The organism is Pseudomonas fluorescens, from assembly GCF_005938625.1.
Lineage (GTDB): Bacteria > Pseudomonadota > Gammaproteobacteria > Pseudomonadales > Pseudomonadaceae > Aquipseudomonas > Aquipseudomonas fluorescens_BD.
This window is the reverse complement of sequence record NZ_VCNJ01000070.1, coordinates 36971-53989: the sequence shown is the minus strand read 5'-3', so window position 1 is coordinate 53989 and position 17019 is coordinate 36971. Positions and strand designations below refer to the sequence as shown.

Genomic DNA, 17019 nt, shown 5'->3' with positions numbered 1-17019 from the left:
GTCGGCGAAAAACTTCAGCCATCCCCAATCAGTCCCCTCTCCCTCCGGGAGAGGGTTAGGGTGAGGGGCTCTTGATTTACAGCTTATTTGCCGGGAGTAAGGGTCAGGCGGGTCTTGCCATACACCCGGTCAAAGTTCTGCGGCTGCATCGGCAAACCGATGTACTGCCCCTTCAGCCACGCATCAATGCCATTGAGGTAATTCGGACTGACCGGATTCCCCGACTGCCCCGTACCGTTCTGGCCCATCAGCGGCTCAGCCTGGCCGAAGTCGACAATGAAACGCATCGACGGAGCACGCGTGGTGGTGAAATCCTGACCCCAGGCAAACGCCGAAGTGTTCAATGTGGTGTGATCGCCACCCGCTGCCATCGGCCCACGCACGGTCTGGCCATTGCTGTTCTTCCAGGCGTAGCTGTGCAATTTGCCCCACTGCCAGGCCCGATGATCGCCCCCCAATTGATTGTCGCCAGCGCTGATCGCTGCGGCGAAGCTGCGGGCAAGAATCACTGCTTTATCCTCTTTCTGCGGCGTGCGAATGTCGTCCCAGAACGGACTGTCCTCGCGCCCCAACAAGTGGTCAGCCTGCGCTGCGTAGGACAAATCCCCGTTAGCAATAAACGCCTTCCATGCCGGGCTCGATTCCGGGCCGAGCTCATCGAGGAAGATCTGCTTCATGCTCTCTTGCAGGAACAGTTCGTAAATCGCCGCATCTGCCGACGTCGGGCTGAGCTTGCCGTCGAACGCCATCAACCGCGTGAACGCCTCGCGCGCCTTGCTGCGATCCGCTTCCGGCAAGGCATCGATCGCCTGTTTCAGCGGTTGTTTCATGCCCGGCGCTTCGAAGACTTTCTTCAACTTGGCGGCGAAGGTGGTGGTCTGATCGTATTGCATCGCGATCACGCTGCGGCTGTCGTGCTTGCCGCTGCCGGCCAGTTCCGCCAGACGTTCGCCACGCTCCGGTGCGGCCCACGAGTTCGACAACTGCATGCCGTAACCATGAGGAATTACGCGCTGGTTGGCGGTGCCGAGCCAGCCTTGCGCCGGGTCCTGATCATACGGGTGCAGCATCGGGTCGGCGTAACCGTCCCAGTCGTAACGACCTTCCCAGCCCGGCGATGGCAGCAGGCCTTCGCCTTCACGGCGATTCGGGAAGCGGCCGGTGACCTGCCAGCCAATATTGCTCGCATCGGCGAAGACCAGATTCAGGGCGATGGCGCGGATTTCCCGGCTGGCATCCGAAGCTCGTTCTACGGTTTGCGCGCGGGTCAGATCAAAAAATGCATCCAGCGACTTGTCGTCGGTGAAGCTCGGCGTTTGCAAGGCCAGGCCGAAACCGTTGCCTTGCGCCGCCGCTTGAGCGCTGTTGAGCAACGCGCCGTGGCGAGTTTCATACACGGCTTCGCGAATCGGCCGCTGGCCTTTGACGAAATAGGTTTCGTTGCGCACGCCCAGCGGTTGCCATTTGCCATTGACCTCGTAGGTCAGGCTGCTGCCCTGGCGGCGGATTTTTTCCAGGAACAGGTCCTGGTTGTCGCCGAGGACGCTGGTCATGCTCCACGCGACTTTGCCGTTGAAACCACCGAGGACCAGCGGCAAACCGGCAACGGTGACGCCCGCCGCCTGATATTTCGGCGCGCGAATCTGCACGAAGCTCCAAAGCGACGGCGCGGCGAGCGGGCCATGGGCGTCGCTGGCCAGCAGGCTCTTGCCGCTGCGGCTGCGTTGCGGGGCAATTGCCCAGTTGTTCGAAGACGTCGTACCGAGCAGGTTCAGCGCCGACAGTTGCTGGCTGGCGCTGCTCAGCTCGGTCAGCCCCGGGATTTGCCCGTTGAGCTTGAGGCCTTGCAGTTTGTCGGCTTCGGCCAGTGGCAGGTTTTCGTCAGGCGCCGACGGCGTCAGCCACGCCAGTTTGTCGGTGGTCACGGTTTGCGCGAGCACCAGCGAGGAAATCTCTTCCGGCAGGTTGGCCGACTGGCTGAAATTCAGCAGGGCGAAAATCAGCGCCGAATCTTCCGGCTTCCAGTATTCAGGCTTGTAACCGCTGGAGGCGAGGTCGCCCGGCAGTTTGTCGGCGTAGCGGAACAGATAGGCGTTGACGCCCCGTGCGTAGACTTCGAAGAAGCGCTTGAGGCGTGGCGACGAGGCTTTGTACAGCTCGCCGGCGCTTTTCTTCAGATTGACCGCGCGCATGTAGCGGTCGGCATCGAGCATCGACGCACCGGACATTTCCGCCAGACGGCCCTGCGCCAACAGACGCAGGGTAACCATTTGATTGATGCGGTCGCTGGCGTGGACGTAGCCGAGGCTGAACAGCGCATCGTGGAAGGTATTACTTTCGATCAACGGCATGCCCATGGCATTGCGGCGCACCGACACGTTTTGCGCCAGGCCCTTGAGCGGTTGCACGCCGGAGGTCGGCGGGAGGGTGTCCTGAGCGTTCCAGGTCTGGCAACCGGACAGGCCCAAAACACCGGCCACTGCTGCGGCAACGCCGAACCGGGGAAGAAAATGAGTAAGGGCTGGCGAGGCCATGGCAAAGCTCCTGCGGGGGGTAGCGTCAGTAAAGGCGCTACGTTAGTGAGCAGGAGGGTGCCGCGCAAGCGGGCGACAGAGTTATTTCTTCAGTTCTCGACGATCGTTCCAACGCGCAGCAAAGGAATGCCTCAGCGGACGCTCCGCGTTCGGCTTTGAAGGGACGCGGAGCGTCCCGGGCTGCATTCCCACGCAGAGCGTCGGAACGATCAGAGTCAGGGCGGTTCAGGCCTTCGGTGGATTGATTTTCTGCACCAGCGCGTAGGCCTTCACGGTCGCCGGGCGATCCTTGATGTGGTTGAACCAGCGTTGCACATGGGGGAAATCCTCAAGGTTCTGGCTCTGCCACTTGTGCGAGACGATCCACGGATAAATCGCCATGTCGGCAATGCTGTATTCGCTGCCAGCAACGAATTCGTTCTCGGCCAGCTGCTTGTTCAACACGCCGTATAACCGTGCGGTCTCGTCGATGTAGCGCTTGATCGCGTAGGGGATTTTCTCCGGGGCGAACTGGCTGAAGTGGTGATTCTGCCCGGCCATTGGCCCCAGCCCACCCATTTGCCAGAACAGCCATTGCAGCGCCGTTTGCCGACCGCGCAGGTCTTTGGGCAGGAACTTCCCGGTCTTCTCCGCCAGATACAGCAGGATTGCCCCGGATTCGAACAGCGACAGCGGCTCACCGCCATCGGCAGGCGTGTGGTCGACGATGGCCGGGATACGGTTATTCGGGGCGATTTTCAGAAAATGTGGCTGAAACTGCTCACCCTGGCTGATGTTGATCGGGTGCACGTTGTACGGCAGGCCGGCTTCTTCAAGGAACAGGGAGATCTTGTGGCCGTTGGGGGTGGTCCAGTAATACAGGTCGATCATGGAGAACTCCAAAGCAGAAATGGACTTGCGTGCGGACAGCAAACGCCGGCGTCAGGTCGTCCCGTGTGCGTTCGATAGCTTGCTTAGAAGGAAGAGGTGATGCTGAACTGCGCAGAATTCAATGACCCCGCGTGAGAAAAATCGCCATGGAGCTTCAGGCCAACGCTGCACTGATCATCATCGACCAGCAAAAAGGCATTCTGCAGCCGCGCTTGGGGCGAAGGAATAATCCTCAGGCGGAAGTGCGAATACTGGATTTGCTGGGGCTGTGGCGACGTAGCGCGCGTCGGGTGATTCATGTGCAGCACCTGTCGCGTGAGCCCGATTCAGTGTTCTGGCCCGAGCAGGAGGGGGTGGAATTTCAGCAGCGGTTTTTGCCGCAGGAGGACGAATGGCTGATTCAGAAACAGGTGCCGGATGCGTTTAGTGCTACCGGGTTAGAGGCGCGGCTGCGTGAGGCGGGGATTGGGCAATTGATCATCGTCGGTGTGGCGACCAATAACTCGGTGGAGTCGACGGCGCGCACGGCGGGCAATCTGGGGTTCGATGCGTGGGTGGTGGAGGATGCGTGCTTTACCTTCGACAAGGTCGATTATTTCGGCACGTTGCGCACAGCTGAAGAAGTGCACGGGATGTCGCTGGGGAATTTGCAGGGGGAGTATGCGACGGTGGTCAACTCTGCCCGGATTCTAGGGGCTGGCTGAAAAAACTTCGCCGTATGTGCCGGCCCCTTCGCGAGCAAGCTCGCTCCCACAGGGGATGGCATTCCAGCTGAAGAAACCCGCTCACCTGTAGGAGTGAGCCTGCTCGCGATAGCGGTCTGTCAGGCGACAACGATGTTGGATGTGCGGGCCTCATCGCGAGCAGGCTCACTCCTACAGGGACTGCATTTCAACTGACGGAACGCGGTCACTGTGGGAGCGAGCTTGCTCGCGAAAGCGGTCTGTCAGGCGAAACAACTGTCCGCCCCGGGCATCAAGCCCCGTGGCACTTCTTGAATTTCTTGCCATTGCCGCATGGGCAAGGGTCGTTGCGGCCGACGTCTTTCAAGGCGTTGCGCACCGGTTCCTGGTGGGCGTGGCCGCAGTTCGGGCCGTGCACGTGGCCATGGTCATGCTCGTGATGATGGTCGTGATCATGATCGTGGTTGCAGTCAGGGCCATGGACATGAGGTTGCTGGGTCATCGGTGTTGCTCCGGAATTAAATCGGCGGGGATTATCACGCCATTGCGCTCAAGGTGCACGTAGTGGGCGATGAATAAACCGGTTTCCATTTCGCCCTGCAAACGATAGGGAATCTGCTGGTTCGGGTTTTTCAGCAGTTTCACCACGTCTTTTACCTTTGGCCACAGGTTAGTGCGGATCGGCACTTTGAAGTACGCACTGCGCTTGGGCCCGACGGTGAACCAGTGTTCATGCTCGCCTTCGGCCAGCAGCATATCGGCCAGATGAATGCGGTATTCGAGGCCGCGCACGGTCAGATCGCTGTCGTTGGGGTTGTCGATGCGAAAATGCAGGATGAATCTCTGTTCGAGCAGTTTGGCGCGCACCACTTCGACTTTCACCAAATGCACGGCGGGGTCGACGCTGTCATCGCTGAACCACGACGCGCAGCCGCCGAGGTTGAGTACCAGCGTAAGCATCAAGAACTGAAATGTGCGCCTGCGACCGAGCATGTGATAACTCCCTTTGATGCTCAGTCTAGTCCTAAAAGATCGCAGCCTGCGGCAGCTCCTACATGAGATCGCATACCTCTGTAGGAGCTGCCGCAGGCTGCGATCTTTTGATCTTAAGCGCCGAAATACCCTGCACAGCACTTCTTGAATTTCTGCCCGCTGGCGCACGGGCAACTGTCATTGCGCCCCAGCTTCAACTGCACCGTCGGATCAATGAAGTACCAGCGTCCGGTGTTCTGCACGAACGAAGAACGCTCGCGGTGGCTGTGCTCGCCCTGGTCGTCGTGCCAGCGTGCAGTGAAGGTGACGAAGGCGTGTTCCGGCTGGCCGCCAAACACTTCCGAACTCTCGACCTCAAGGCCGAGCCAGGTGCTCTGTGCGCTCCAGTTGCTGATCGACTGGCGATCCAGCCCCGCTTGCTGAGCGGGCAGGGTGGTCGCCACCAGATAGTCGATCAGGCCCAATACGTAGGCGCTGTAGCGCGAACGCATCAGGGCTTCGGCACATGGCGCCGGGTGGCCGTCGTGATAATGGCCGCAGCAGGCATCCAGCAGATTGCCGCTGCCGCAAGGGCAAATGGCTGTACTCATTGCATTACCACCAGTATTTCCCGAAGTTTTCCGGATTGGCCCAGAACCGTGAATTGAGCCAGTCGGGGACTTGTTTGTATTCAAGCAGATCGTAGGTGAACAGAGTCAGCACTTGATCGTCGCGTTGAAAGCGTTCACTGGCTTGCAACGCCAGTGAATAGAAGTCGGTTTCCTGCCAGCCGCTGGCCGACAGGTCTGCCAGCACAGCGATGCGGCTGGCGTTGAGATTGCGAATCCCGCCCAACAGGTTCAGGCCGTCGCGCTTGGGCAAATGTTCCAGACAATCGACCACCAGCGCCAGGTCGAAACGCTGTGCAGCCAGTTCAGCAGGCAGTGCGCCCGGTGCAGCATGCGCGACGACGGTGTCCGGATGCGCCTCTTTGAAGGCATTCAATGCCGGAAACTCGCTGGCGCCGATCAACAGCAAGCGCGCCGGGGCGTAGCGATCCAGTAAAGCGGCCAACGCCTGTTGCGGCGTGCGGGAAGAAATGGCGACGTTCATCGAAGCTCCTCAATCAGACCGCCAAGACTAGCCTGCCTGACGATGTCGGCAAAGTGCCCAGTTCCGCCAGTTACCGGCGATTGCGCCAACGTCCTGTGAACACGGTCGCAAACAGGCATGGCCTATTGCTGGCGGAGATTAAAACTCCGGTCTTTACTCCCTGAATCGGTTCTAAGCCGATCCCTCAGGAGAAAACCAGATGAGCATAGTTCGGACAGCATTACCTTTGATTCTGCTAACCAGTGTGTTGACTGGTTGCGCAGGTTTGCAGAAAACCGACTGGCCGACCTGTGCGGCGGTCGGTGGTGTGGTCGGTGCCGGTCTCGGCGCAACCGAAAGTTCGGCATGGGCCGGCTACGGTGCGTTGCTGGTCGGTGGTACCGCAGCGGCCTATTGCTGGGTGCACGGTGATGGCGACGAAGACGGCGATGGCGTGCCGGACAGTCGCGACAAGTGCCCGGGCACGCCTAAAGGCGTACAGGTCGACGCTGACGGTTGCCCTCCACCAGCGCCTGCACCCGTGGTCGAAGAAGCTGTAGTGGTCAAGGAAGAAACCATTGTTATCCGTGATGTGCACTTCCAGTTCGACAAAGCCACGCTGACCGGCCCTGACAAGCAAGTGCTCGACAAGGTCGCCACCCGCCTGAAACAGGAATCCTCGACGGCGCAACTGACCGTGACCGGTCATACCGACAGCGTGGGCAGCGATGCCTACAACAAAAAACTGTCGGATCGTCGTGCGCACTCGGTGGTGGACTATCTGATCCAGCAGGGTGTGCCGCGCGCCAGCTTCGTTTCGGTGTCGGGTCTGGGTGAAAGCCAGCCAGTGGCCGACAACAAAACTGCGGACGGTCGCGCGCAAAACCGTCGTACCGAAATCAAAATCCAGCGTTAAGCCCCTCTCGCATCCGCGCCTTGTGCAGTCGCGGATGCGGGTCTTTACTCCTGTGTAACCGGTATGGGCCGGTGACACAGGAGCTTTCACAATGACTGTTTTCTCAAGGTCCGTCTTGCCGGTGCTACTGCTAGGCAGCTTGCTCACCGGTTGCGCCACCCACAGCGATGGCACTGCACCCCTCAATCAACGTACGTGGCCGATCTGCAGCCTTATCGGCGGGCTGGTCGGTGGCGGTCTTGGCGCCATTGAAAGTGGCGGCTGGGCTGGCGGCGGCGCAGCGCTGGGGATTCTTACCGGCGGACTGATCTGTTATGCCCAGGACGGCGATGAAGACGGCGACGGCGTGTTCGACCGCCGCGACCGTTGCCCGGACACCCCGGAAAACACCCCGGTCGATCACCGTGGTTGCCCGCTGCCACAGTACCCGGTCACGGAAAAAGTGCCGGAGCCTGTGCCGCAAACTGAGGTCATCACCCTCAGCGATGCCGGCAACGTGCTGTTCGATTTCGACAAGTCCGACCTGACCCCGGCTGCCAAAGCCCAGCTCGATACGCTGATGGACAAACTGCGCAATGCCGACGTGGTGAGCATCAAGGTCATCGGTCACACCGACAGCAAAGGATCGGATGCCTACAACCAGGCATTGTCGGAACGGCGTGCGAGCAGTGTCGCCGCTTATCTGCTGAGCCAGGGCCTGGCGCCGAACAAACTCACCAGTGAGGGTCGCGGTGAAAGCGAGCCGGTCGCCGATAACGCCACCGATGAAGGGCGCGCGCAGAACCGTCGTGTGGAGTTGCACATCAATCGTTAGGACGCGTCTGTAGGGCGCAGGCTAGAGCTGCCGGGCGACGATCAGCGTCGTTTCGGCAGCCATTTGGCAGGCGATCGAAATTTTTTCATTTATCCCTCTGGCTTATCCCCCGCAGAAGCCGTTACTGTGCGCCCAAAGAATAATTCGCAACACGGGGGGCGTATGAAAGTGTTCTGGGGGCTGGGGCGGTTGTTGACCCTGCTGTTCTGCTGCGTGGTGCTGGTCAATCAATTGGTGCCGTTCGTACATCCGCTGCATCTGCTGGTCAACCTGGCCGGCGGTCTGCTGTTGCTGATCCATCTGCTCGAAGTGCTGCTGTGCAACCGCAGCCTCAAAGGTCGCCCCCACCCTTGGCGTGACCGCGGCCGCATCCTGCTGTTCGGCGTATTCCACCTGCAAACCATCCCGGCCCCGGCCGCTCCGGAGGCTTCTTCCCATGCGTAAACTCTGCTTGCTCGCTGCATTCATCAGCCCATTGGCCTGTGCCCAAGTGGTCAGTGTCGAAACCAATTCGCTGATGCGTTTGCCCAACACGGCCAGCACGTTGCAGCTGGAAAAACTGGAAGTGGCCGATTACGGCACGTTGCTGATTCCTGCCAACGTGACCGAGTTGAATGTCGGTGAGCTGCGCCTTGGCCATGAAGCGCGGATCGCCATCGTTCCGGCTGAACAGGCATTGGAATTGAAAGTGGCGCGTGCCGAGCTCAGCGAAGGCAGCCAGATCACCGCGCGCGGGGCGCCGGGGACTTATGAAAAAGCCGCCCGTGCGGGGCGCAATCTGAATCTGCAATTCAAGGCGTTGAGCGCGCCGCAACTGCTGGTCGATGCCCGTGGTGGCACCGGCGCGCCGGGTTTTGTCGGCCTCGATGGCGGGAATGGTGAAGACCCGGGCTGTACTTATGGCGCGGCCGGGCATGGTTTTGATGGCAGTAACGGCAGCGACGGCCAACCGGGCGCACCGGGTGCGCTAGTGCGGCTGGAAGTGCCGCGCGAGTTTCCGGCTGAGCTGATCAAGGTCAACGTGGCGGGTGGCAACGGTGGCCCGGCAGGTGTTGGCGGTAAAGCAGGGAAGGGCGGCCAGTCCAAGGGCTGCCTGGTGTATCGCGCCGATGGCGGCAAGAATGGCAAGGCGGGGGTGGATGGACAGCCTGGGCCGGTGGGGGCGGCGGGGGCTGTGACTGTGCAGCGCTTGTAAGATCACTGATTGTTCCCACGCTCCGCGTGGGGATACAGCCCTGACGCTCCGCGTCACTGGACGCAGAGCGTCCCTTGCGGCATTCCCACGCAGAGCGTGGGAACGATCACGGCCTTGCCGCCGCAATCGCCACCAGCACCAACCCGACAATCAGATTAAGCCCCACCACCCGGCGAATCCGCCCCAACACCGCCGCACCTGCCGGCCAGTCCTTCGCTTCCACCGCTTTACGCAACTCCGGCAGCATCAAACCCTGAATCCGGATAAACAGCGCCGTCATCACCACATACAAGCCCATCATCACCTGCACATACTTCGGCGCGGTCTCAAACCCGACCTGCTGCAAATGCAGCATCCCCACGCCGCTGATCGGCAACAGGATCACCGCAACCCACACCCAACGGAAAAAACCTTGAAACACTTCCACCCACAAGGTCAGTCGGGCTGGGCCGTCGAGTGCCTTCACAGCCGCCGGGCGCAGGACCATCCAGGCGAAAAACATGCCGCCGACCCACACCAGGGCGGACAGCACATGCAGGGGGTAAACGAGGCTAAAAGGTGTCATTGGGGCACTCCGTTCTGCGCGGGATTAATTAGCGGGGTATGATAGCCGCCATCCGAAACTACTGAAAATTTATCCAGCGTTTTTTGCGCCCGAAAATTCATGATCAGCACTGAACTCAAAACCACGATCCAGGGCGCCTACTCGCGTTTTCTAGAGGCCAAGAGCCTCAAACCGCGTTACGGCCAGCGCCTGATGATCGCTGAAATCGCCAAAGTCCTCGGGGATATCGACACCGACGACGAAGGCCGGCGCAGTGGCGACCCCGCGATTGTCGCGGTGGAAGCCGGCACCGGTACCGGCAAGACAGTGGCCTACAGCATGGCGGCGATCCCGACCGCGAAAGCCGCCGGCAAGCGTCTGGTCATCGCCACGGCGACCGTCGCTCTGCAAGAGCAGATCGTCTACAAGGATTTGCCCGACCTGATGCGCAACAGCGGGCTGAATTTCACCTTCGCCCTGGCCAAGGGCCGAGGCCGCTACATGTGCCTCTCCAAGCTCGACATGCTGCTGCAGGAAGGTCACGCGCAAACCGCCACCGCGCAGCTGTTCGAAGAAGAAGGCTTCAAGATCGAGGTCGATGAGGCCAGTCAGAAGCTGTTCACCAGCATGATCGAGAAGCTCGCCGGCAATAAATGGGACGGCGACCGCGACAGCTGGCCGAATGCGCTGGAAGACGCAGACTGGGCGCGCCTGACCACCGATCACAGCCAGTGCACCAACCGGCATTGCCCGAACTTCGGCCAGTGCGCCTTCTACAAGGCCCGCGAAGGCATGGGCAAGGTCGACGTGATCGTCACCAACCACGACATGGTCCTGGCTGACCTGGCATTGGGCGGCGGCGCAGTGCTGCCGGATCCACGCGACACCATTTATGTGTTCGACGAAGGGCATCACCTGCCGGACAAGGCTATCGGCCACTTCGCTCACTACACGCGCCTGCGTTCCACTGCCGACTGGCTGGAAACCACGGCGAAGAACCTGACCAAACTGCTGGCCCAGCATCCGTTGCCGGGCGATCTTGGCAAATTGATCGAACAAGTGCCGGAGCTGGCGCGGGAGATCAAGGCCCAGCAACAGTTCATGTTCAGCGCCTGTGAGCAGGTCGCCGATTTCAAACCCGGCGAAGACGTCGAGGGCCGTGAGCGGCCGCGTCATCGCTTCGTCGCCGGGGTGATTCCCGAGCACATGCGCGAAATGGGCATCGAGCTGAAGAAAGGCTTTTCGCGCCTCAACGATCTGTTCACGCGCCTGACCGACCTGCTCAAGGAAGGTATGGACGGTGAGGTCAACATCGGCATCGCCAGCAATCAGGCTGAAGAGTGGTATCCGCTGTTCGGCAGCCTGTTGTCCCGCGCTTCGGGTAACTGGGAGTTGTGGACGGCGTTTACCGCCGAAGACCCGGAAGACAGCCCGCCGATGGCGCGCTGGCTGACCCTGGCCGAGAGCGGCTCGCTGTTCGACATCGAGGTTAACGCCAGCCCGATTCTGGCGGCGGAAACCTTGCGCCGTAGCCTGTGGAATGTCGCTTACGGTTGCCTCGTAACGTCGGCGACGCTGACGGCGCTGGGCACTTTCGACCGCTTCCGCATGCGCGCCGGTCTGCCGAAAAAAGCCGTCACCGCCGTGGTGCCGAGCCCGTTCCATCACGCCGATGCCGGTGTGTTGCGCGTGCCGGATCTGAAGGCCGATCCACGTGATGCCGCTGCGCATACGGCGGCGATCATCCGTGAGTTGCCGGATCTGGTCGAAGGCTCGCGCGGTACGCTGGTGCTGTTTTCTTCGCGCAAACAGATGCAGGACGTGTTCGACGGCCTCGACCGCGACTGGCGCAAGCAGGTGTTCATTCAAGGCAACCTGTCGAAACAGGAAACCCTGAACAAGCACAAAGCGCGGGTCGATGGCGGTGATTCCAGCGTGCTGTTCGGTCTCGCCAGTTTTGCCGAAGGTGTCGACTTGCCGGGCGCGTACTGCGAGCACGTGGTGATCGCCAAGATCCCGTTCTCGGTCCCGGACGATCCGGTCGAAGCGGCGTTGTCGGAGTGGATCGAGGCCCGTGGTGGCAATCCGTTCATGGAAATCTCCGTTCCCGATGCTTCGCTGAAGCTGGTGCAGGCTTGCGGGCGTCTGCTGCGGACCGAAGAAGACCGTGGCACCATCACCTTGCTCGATCGGCGCCTGGTCACCCAGCGCTACGGCAAGGCGATCCTCAATGCGTTGCCTCCTTTCCGTCGTGAAATATCCTGAGACAACGGTGGGCAGTTTTGCCCGCCGTGTTGTCTATCTCTCTGCCATCGCTTTTCCATTGGCCATTGTTGGTCGTTAGGGAGAACTCCGTTCTTATGATCCGCCGTTCGTTGCCCGCCGTATTTGCCTTGATCTTCGCCACGCCGCTGTTCGCGGCGCCTGCGGGTCAGCAGACCCTGTTCAACTTTGTCCGTCCTGCCGACGTGGTGAAAATCGCCACCGAAAACGCTGATCTGCCGCAAGCCAACGCCGAGCAAACGCCTGAGGGCGAAGTGCTGCGCCGGGTGACGTTCAATCCGGTGGCCCGTCCGACCTTGCGTCTGACGCCGCAGACCGGTGCGTGGGACTGGTCGCAGTCGGGCATGATGACCCTACGGTTGCAGAGCGCAATGGACTGGGCGGTGACGGTCTACGTGCAGATCCAGAGCAACGACGGCCGCACCCTGATCAGCCGCGTCGACCTGCCGGCCGGCCCTGCGCAGACCCTGTTGGTACCGCTGGTGGCATCGTCACCGTTGAGTCTTGGCATGAAAGCCGGGCCACCCATGCCAATGACGGTCGATGGTCAGCGGATTCTGCTCGCCAGCAGCAGCGGTGAGATCGATCGCAGCCAAGTGGTTTCGGTGAGCTTGTCTTTGGATCAGCCGAAAGTCGCCCAGAGTTTGCTGCTGGAGCGTTTCGGTGTGCAGGACGGCGAATCGGTCACCCAGGCCGTTTACGGCAATCTGGTCGATGCGTACGGGCAGTCGACCCGCAGCAAGTGGCCGGAAAAGATCAGCAACGACGAGCAACTGAAATCCGCCGCCGCCAAGGAACAGCAACAACTGAAAACCTGGCTAGCCGAACGTGAAAAGTCCTCGCTGGACAAGTTCGGTGGCTGGAACAAAGGCCTGTCGTTCAAGGCCAGCGGTTTCTTCCGCACTGAAAAGCGTGATGGCCGTTGGTATCTGGTCACGCCTGAAGGTCACCCGTTTTACTCGCTGGGCGTGAATACCGTCAGCCCCAAGGTCAACCAGACCTACGTGGCCGGGCGTGAGTACATGTTCGAATCTCTGCCCAAGCCTGAAGACCCCTTGTCCCGGCACTTTGGCGATGGCGACAACCGTGGTGGCAACGGTGTCGATCAGGGCCGGGGTTACGGCAACGGGCGCTGGTATGACTTCTACGGCGCGAACCTGCAGCGCGTGTACGGTGAACCGTGCAAAGCCGACAGTGAGAGCAAGTCCGGGGTAGCAGAAGCGGCCAGGACTGAAGCCGCAGAGACGGCTGCGGTGAAAGCCGCCGAGCCTGCTCCTGTGCCTGCCGAGCCGAAGTCTGGCGTCGCTGAAGCGGCCAAGACTGAAACGCTACAAACAACCACAGAAAAAGCTGCCGAGCCGTGCAAGGTCACTGTCGATGAGCAACAGTGGGCCAGTCACACGCTCGATCGCCTGCAAGCCTGGGGCTTCAATACGGTCGGCAACTGGAGTGCCGATTCGCTGACTGACGCCGAGCGCGTGCCGTACACCTTGCCGCTGTCGATCGTCGGCGACTACACCAGCATCAGCACCGGCAGCGACTGGTGGGGCGGCATGCCTGATCCATTTGATCCGCGCTTTGCCATGGCCACCGAGCGCGCTGTGGCTATCGCCGCCCGCGACCACCGCGACGATCCGTGGCTGATCGGCTATTACGCCGACAACGAACTGGCCTGGGCCGGCCCCGGTGATGATCCGAAATCACGTTATGCGCTGGCTTACGGCACGTTGAAGATGACCACCGACGTGCCGGCCAAACGTGCGTTTCTCAAGCAACTGCGCGACAAGTATCGCAATCAGGCGGGGCTGTCGAAGGCGTGGGGCATTGATCTGCCGGCCTGGGAGTTGATGGAGGATCCGGGTTTTGTGCCGCCGCTGCCGAGCCCGGAACATCCGGAAATCGAGGCGGACTTCAAATATTTCCAGAAGGTTTTCGCCGACACCTACTTCAAAACCATTTCCGATTCGCTGAAATGGCACGCGCCGAACCAGTTGCTGCTTGGCGGCCGTTTTGCCATCAGTACCCCGGAAGCCGTGGCGTCCTGCGCGCAGTATTGCGATGTGCTGAGCTTCAATATGTACACGCTCAAACCGCAGGACGGCTATGACTTTGCCGCGCTGGGCGCTTTGGACAAACCGGTACTGATCACCGAGTTCAACTTTGGCTCAGCGGATCGCGGCCCGTTCTGGGGCGGCGTCACGCAGGTGGCCAAGGAAGAAGATCGCGGCCCGGCATACGCCAGCTTCCTCAAACAAGCGCTGAGTGAACCGTCGATTGTCGGCGTGCATTGGTTCCAGTATCTGGATCAACCGGTGACCGGGCGTTTGCTTGATGGGGAGAATGGTCACTTTGGTCTGGTGGGCGTGACGGATCTGCCTTATCAGGGTTTCGTCGAGACAGTGCGCAAGAGCAACTTGCTGGCCATTGATCAGCTTGGCAAAGAGGCTGAGAAAGCGGCCGCAGCGGCGGGGCATGAGGCTGAGGGCGGCCGCAAAGGCGAGGCCGGTAAAGGGGCGGGGGCAGGGCATGCCGGTGGTCATTCCGGCAATGGTCACTAACCTTTGATGCTCTAAAACGATCGCAGCCTGCGGCAGCTCTTACATGGCAACGCGTTTCTCTGTAGGAGCTGCCGCAGGCTGCGATCTTTTGACTTTGTCTTTGATCTAACCGTCTGGCCCGCAGCTGTTCCCAAATCCCTCTAGGGCTGGAACAATGCGGGCCACTTTGTAGAGCGTTTTCGCGGGGGAGTTGCGGGTGCAGATTCAGGGACATTACGAGCTTCAATTCGAAGCGGTGCGCGAAGCCTTCGCCGCACTGTTCGACGATCCCCAGGAACGCGGCGCAGCCCTGTGCATCAAGGTCGGTGGAGAAACCGTCCTCGACCTCTGGTCCGGCACTGCCGACAAGGACGGCACTGAGGCCTGGCACAGCGACACCATTGCCAACCTGTTCTCCTGCACCAAAACCTTTACCGCTGTCACCGCGCTGCAACTGGTCGGCGAAGGCAAGCTGCAACTGGATGTTCCGGTTGCGCGCTACTGGCCGGAATTCGCCGCCGCCGGCAAAGAATCCGTGACCCTGCGCCAATTGCTCTGCCACCAGGCCGGTCTGCCAGCCCTGCGTGAATTGCTCGCGCCGGAAGCACTGTATGACTGGCAAACCATGGTCGATGCCCTTGCGGCCGAAGCACCATGGTGGACGCCGGGCACCGGTCACGGTTATGCCGCGATCACTTACGGCTGGTTGATCGGCGAGTTGCTGCGCCGCGCTGACGGTCGCGGGCCGGGCGAATCCATCGTCGCCCGTGTCGCCAAACCGTTGGGCCTGGATTTCCACGTCGGTCTGGCTGATGAGGAATTCCACCGCGTGGCGCACATTGCCCGCGGTAAGGGCAATGCTGGCGATGCCGCCGCGCAACGCCTGCTGCAAGTGACCATGCGCGAGCCCACCGCGATGACCACCCGCGCTTTTACCAATCCACCTTCAGTGCTCACAAGCACCAACAAACCGGAATGGCGGCGCATGCAGCAACCGGCGGCCAATGGCCACGGCAATGCGCGCAGCCTAGCCGGTTTTTATGCCGGTCTGCTCGATGGCAGCCTCCTCGAAAGCGACATGCTAGAAGAGCTGACCCGCGAACACAGCCTCGGCGAAGACAAGACTTTGTTGACCCGCACTCGTTTTGGTCTGGGCTGCATGCTCGATCAGCCGGACGTGCCTAACGCCACCTACGGCCTCGGTCCTCGTGCATTCGGTCATCCGGGGGCGGGCGGTTCCATCGGTTTTGCTGACCCCGAGCATGATGTCGCGTTTGGTTTTGTGACAAATACCCTTGGGCCTTACGTTTTGATGGATCCGCGCGCGCAGCAGCTCGCACGGGTACTTGCCACTTGTCTGTAAAGTTTCATCCGAGGTCCCAGGGTCGGAACCTCACGCGTTTTTTCGTTTCAAAGCGACTGTTTATCCGGGCGAAAGTGCTCTGATTTTTCATTACTTCATTTTGTGGATTTTCAATGTCATCTAAAAAGACCCTCGCCCTGGCCCTGTGTGTAGCGATCACCGGTTGTGCACAGACCCCGAAAAATGATGCGGACGGCGGCAGTTGGTGGCCGTTCGGGTCTTCCGACAAGGTTGCGGCCAAGGAGCCGGCTCCCGCGCCTTTGAAGCCAGCGGCGACTGCACCGGTTGCCAAAACTGAAAGCAGCAACCCTTGGTACTGGCCGTTCGGTTCCGATGACGAAGCCGCCAAGGCTGACATGAAGGCAGAAGTAGCGCCTGATGCCAAGAAACCGGTCGCCGTAGCCAAGGCTGAAGCCGACACCGGCAGCAAATGGTGGTGGCCGTTCGGCGGCAAGGATCAGCCAACCACCAAAGCCGTGCCAATGCCGGATCCGAAAGTCACCCAGGCCTGGCTTGACGACTATGAGCCGCGTCTGCGTGAAGCGGTTAAAGACAGTAATCTGCAACTCGAACGCCGTGAAAACGTGCTGGTCGTGACCGCGCCGGTTGAAGGCTCGTTCAACCCGGACCGCCCTGCCATGTTGCTGCCGGTTACCCTCGGCCCGTTCACCCGCGTAGCGAAAATCCTCGAAGCCGACCCGAAAACTGCCGTTCTGGTTTTGGGCCACAGCGACTCCAGTGGTGCAGCGCCGGCTAACATCAAGTTGAGCCAGGAGCGTGCCCAGGCCATTGCGGCAATCTTCCGTCTCAGCGGTTTGCAGCGTGATCGTCTGATGTTGCGCGGCATGGGTTCGGAAGCGCCGCGCGCCGCCAACGACAGCGTTGAAGGTCGTGCCCTGAACCGTCGTGTCGAACTGCTGGTCACTCCGCAGAACACCATGGTTGCCCTGCTGAGCAAGTACAACATGCCAGCGCCGAAGCCAGTGACCATGGTTGCTGCGCAAGACGTCAAGCCTGCCGCCAAACCAGTCACCCCGGCCCCCGCCGCGAAGAAAGCAGCTGTGCCAGCGACCAAAAAGGCTCCGGTGAAAAAAGCCGCTGCCAAGGCACCGGCTAAAAAGGCCCCGGCCAAGGCCCCAGCTAAAAAGACTGCGCCAGCCAAAGCCGCCGCGACCGACAAGAAAGTCGCCGCGACCGATACCACCAAGAAGTGATC

Annotated in this window: 16 protein-coding genes; 9 read left to right on the top strand and 7 right to left on the bottom strand. The window is 60.7% G+C overall.

Going from position 1 to position 17019, the window contains the following annotated elements; translation table 11 throughout:
* Positions 1-83 precede the first annotated feature (83 nt).
* Positions 84-2534, bottom strand: coding sequence for a penicillin acylase family protein (locus FGA82_RS28620; RefSeq protein WP_141129694.1), 2451 nt, complete (start codon positions 2532-2534; stop codon positions 84-86).
* A 225-nt stretch (positions 2535-2759) separates the two neighbouring features.
* Positions 2760-3404: a glutathione binding-like protein gene (locus FGA82_RS28615; protein WP_141129693.1), complete on the bottom strand. Its 645-nt coding sequence runs from the start codon at positions 3402-3404 to the stop codon at positions 2760-2762.
* Between the two features lie 146 nt (positions 3405-3550).
* Here FGA82_RS28615 and FGA82_RS28610 point away from each other — a divergent pair, with 146 nt between their 5' ends.
* Positions 3551-4108 carry a cysteine hydrolase family protein gene (locus tag FGA82_RS28610; protein ID WP_141129696.1) on the top strand — a complete coding sequence of 186 codons (558 nt, stop codon included), beginning with the start codon at positions 3551-3553 and terminating at the stop codon, positions 4106-4108.
* A 271-nt stretch (positions 4109-4379) separates the two neighbouring features.
* On the opposite strand, the gene FGA82_RS28600 is transcribed toward FGA82_RS28610, so the two are convergent.
* The 4 genes from FGA82_RS28600 to FGA82_RS28585 form a co-directional block, all read right to left on the bottom strand.
* The gene (locus FGA82_RS28600) at positions 4380-4589 is read right to left on the bottom strand and encodes an SEC-C metal-binding domain-containing protein (protein ID WP_064120819.1); all 210 of its coding nucleotides are present in this window, start codon (positions 4587-4589) and stop codon (positions 4380-4382) included.
* Entirely contained in the window at positions 4586-5080 is a 495-nt protein-coding gene (locus tag FGA82_RS28595; protein ID WP_141129692.1) for an LEA type 2 family protein, read from the bottom strand. The genes FGA82_RS28600 and FGA82_RS28595 overlap by 4 nt, the downstream gene beginning before the upstream one ends.
* A gap of 113 nt (positions 5081-5193) precedes the next feature.
* Positions 5194-5670 carry a YchJ family protein gene (locus FGA82_RS28590; RefSeq protein ID WP_141129691.1) on the bottom strand — a complete coding sequence of 159 codons (477 nt, stop codon included), beginning with the start codon at positions 5668-5670 and terminating at the stop codon, positions 5194-5196.
* Between the two features lie 4 nt (positions 5671-5674).
* Positions 5675-6172 (bottom strand): DUF6231 family protein, encoded by a 498-nt coding sequence (locus tag FGA82_RS28585; RefSeq protein WP_141129690.1) that lies wholly within the window; start codon positions 6170-6172, stop codon positions 5675-5677.
* Between the two features lie 199 nt (positions 6173-6371).
* On the opposite strand from FGA82_RS28585, the gene FGA82_RS28580 reads away from it, so the two are divergent.
* From FGA82_RS28580 to FGA82_RS28565, 4 genes are all read left to right on the top strand, one after another.
* A complete protein-coding gene (locus FGA82_RS28580) occupies positions 6372-7067 on the top strand; it encodes an OmpA family protein (protein ID WP_007918596.1) in 696 nt (231 codons plus the stop codon).
* Positions 7068-7158: 91 nt separating this feature from the next.
* The gene (locus FGA82_RS28575) at positions 7159-7881 is read left to right on the top strand and encodes an OmpA family protein (protein ID WP_141129689.1); all 723 of its coding nucleotides are present in this window, start codon (positions 7159-7161) and stop codon (positions 7879-7881) included.
* 162 nt (positions 7882-8043) lie between these two features.
* On the top strand, positions 8044-8325 hold the full coding sequence (locus FGA82_RS28570) for a DUF1145 domain-containing protein (RefSeq protein ID WP_141129688.1): 282 nt from the start codon (positions 8044-8046) through the stop codon (positions 8323-8325).
* Entirely contained in the window at positions 8318-9076 is a 759-nt protein-coding gene (locus tag FGA82_RS28565) for a collagen-like protein (RefSeq protein ID WP_141129687.1), read from the top strand. Before FGA82_RS28570 ends, FGA82_RS28565 begins: the two co-directional genes overlap by 8 nt.
* 106 nt (positions 9077-9182) lie before the next feature.
* On the opposite strand, the gene FGA82_RS28560 is transcribed toward FGA82_RS28565, so the two are convergent.
* On the bottom strand, positions 9183-9641 hold the full coding sequence (locus FGA82_RS28560; protein WP_122853602.1) for a DUF2269 family protein: 459 nt from the start codon (positions 9639-9641) through the stop codon (positions 9183-9185).
* Between the two features lie 99 nt (positions 9642-9740).
* Here FGA82_RS28560 and dinG point away from each other — a divergent pair, with 99 nt between their 5' ends.
* The 4 genes from dinG (at position 9741) to FGA82_RS28540 (ending at position 17017) form a co-directional block, all read left to right on the top strand.
* Positions 9741-11885, top strand: a complete 2145-nt coding sequence (dinG, locus tag FGA82_RS28555; protein ID WP_034154974.1) for an ATP-dependent DNA helicase DinG — start codon at positions 9741-9743, stop codon at positions 11883-11885.
* A 95-nt stretch (positions 11886-11980) separates the two neighbouring features.
* Positions 11981-14461: a beta-galactosidase gene (locus FGA82_RS28550; protein ID WP_141129686.1), complete on the top strand. Its 2481-nt coding sequence runs from the start codon at positions 11981-11983 to the stop codon at positions 14459-14461.
* Positions 14462-14657: 196 nt separating this feature from the next.
* Positions 14658-15803 carry a serine hydrolase domain-containing protein gene (locus FGA82_RS28545; RefSeq protein ID WP_141129685.1) on the top strand — a complete coding sequence of 382 codons (1146 nt, stop codon included), beginning with the start codon at positions 14658-14660 and terminating at the stop codon, positions 15801-15803.
* A 113-nt stretch (positions 15804-15916) separates the two neighbouring features.
* Positions 15917-17017: an OmpA family protein gene (locus FGA82_RS28540; protein WP_141129684.1), complete on the top strand. Its 1101-nt coding sequence runs from the start codon at positions 15917-15919 to the stop codon at positions 17015-17017.
* Positions 17018-17019 lie beyond the last annotated feature (2 nt).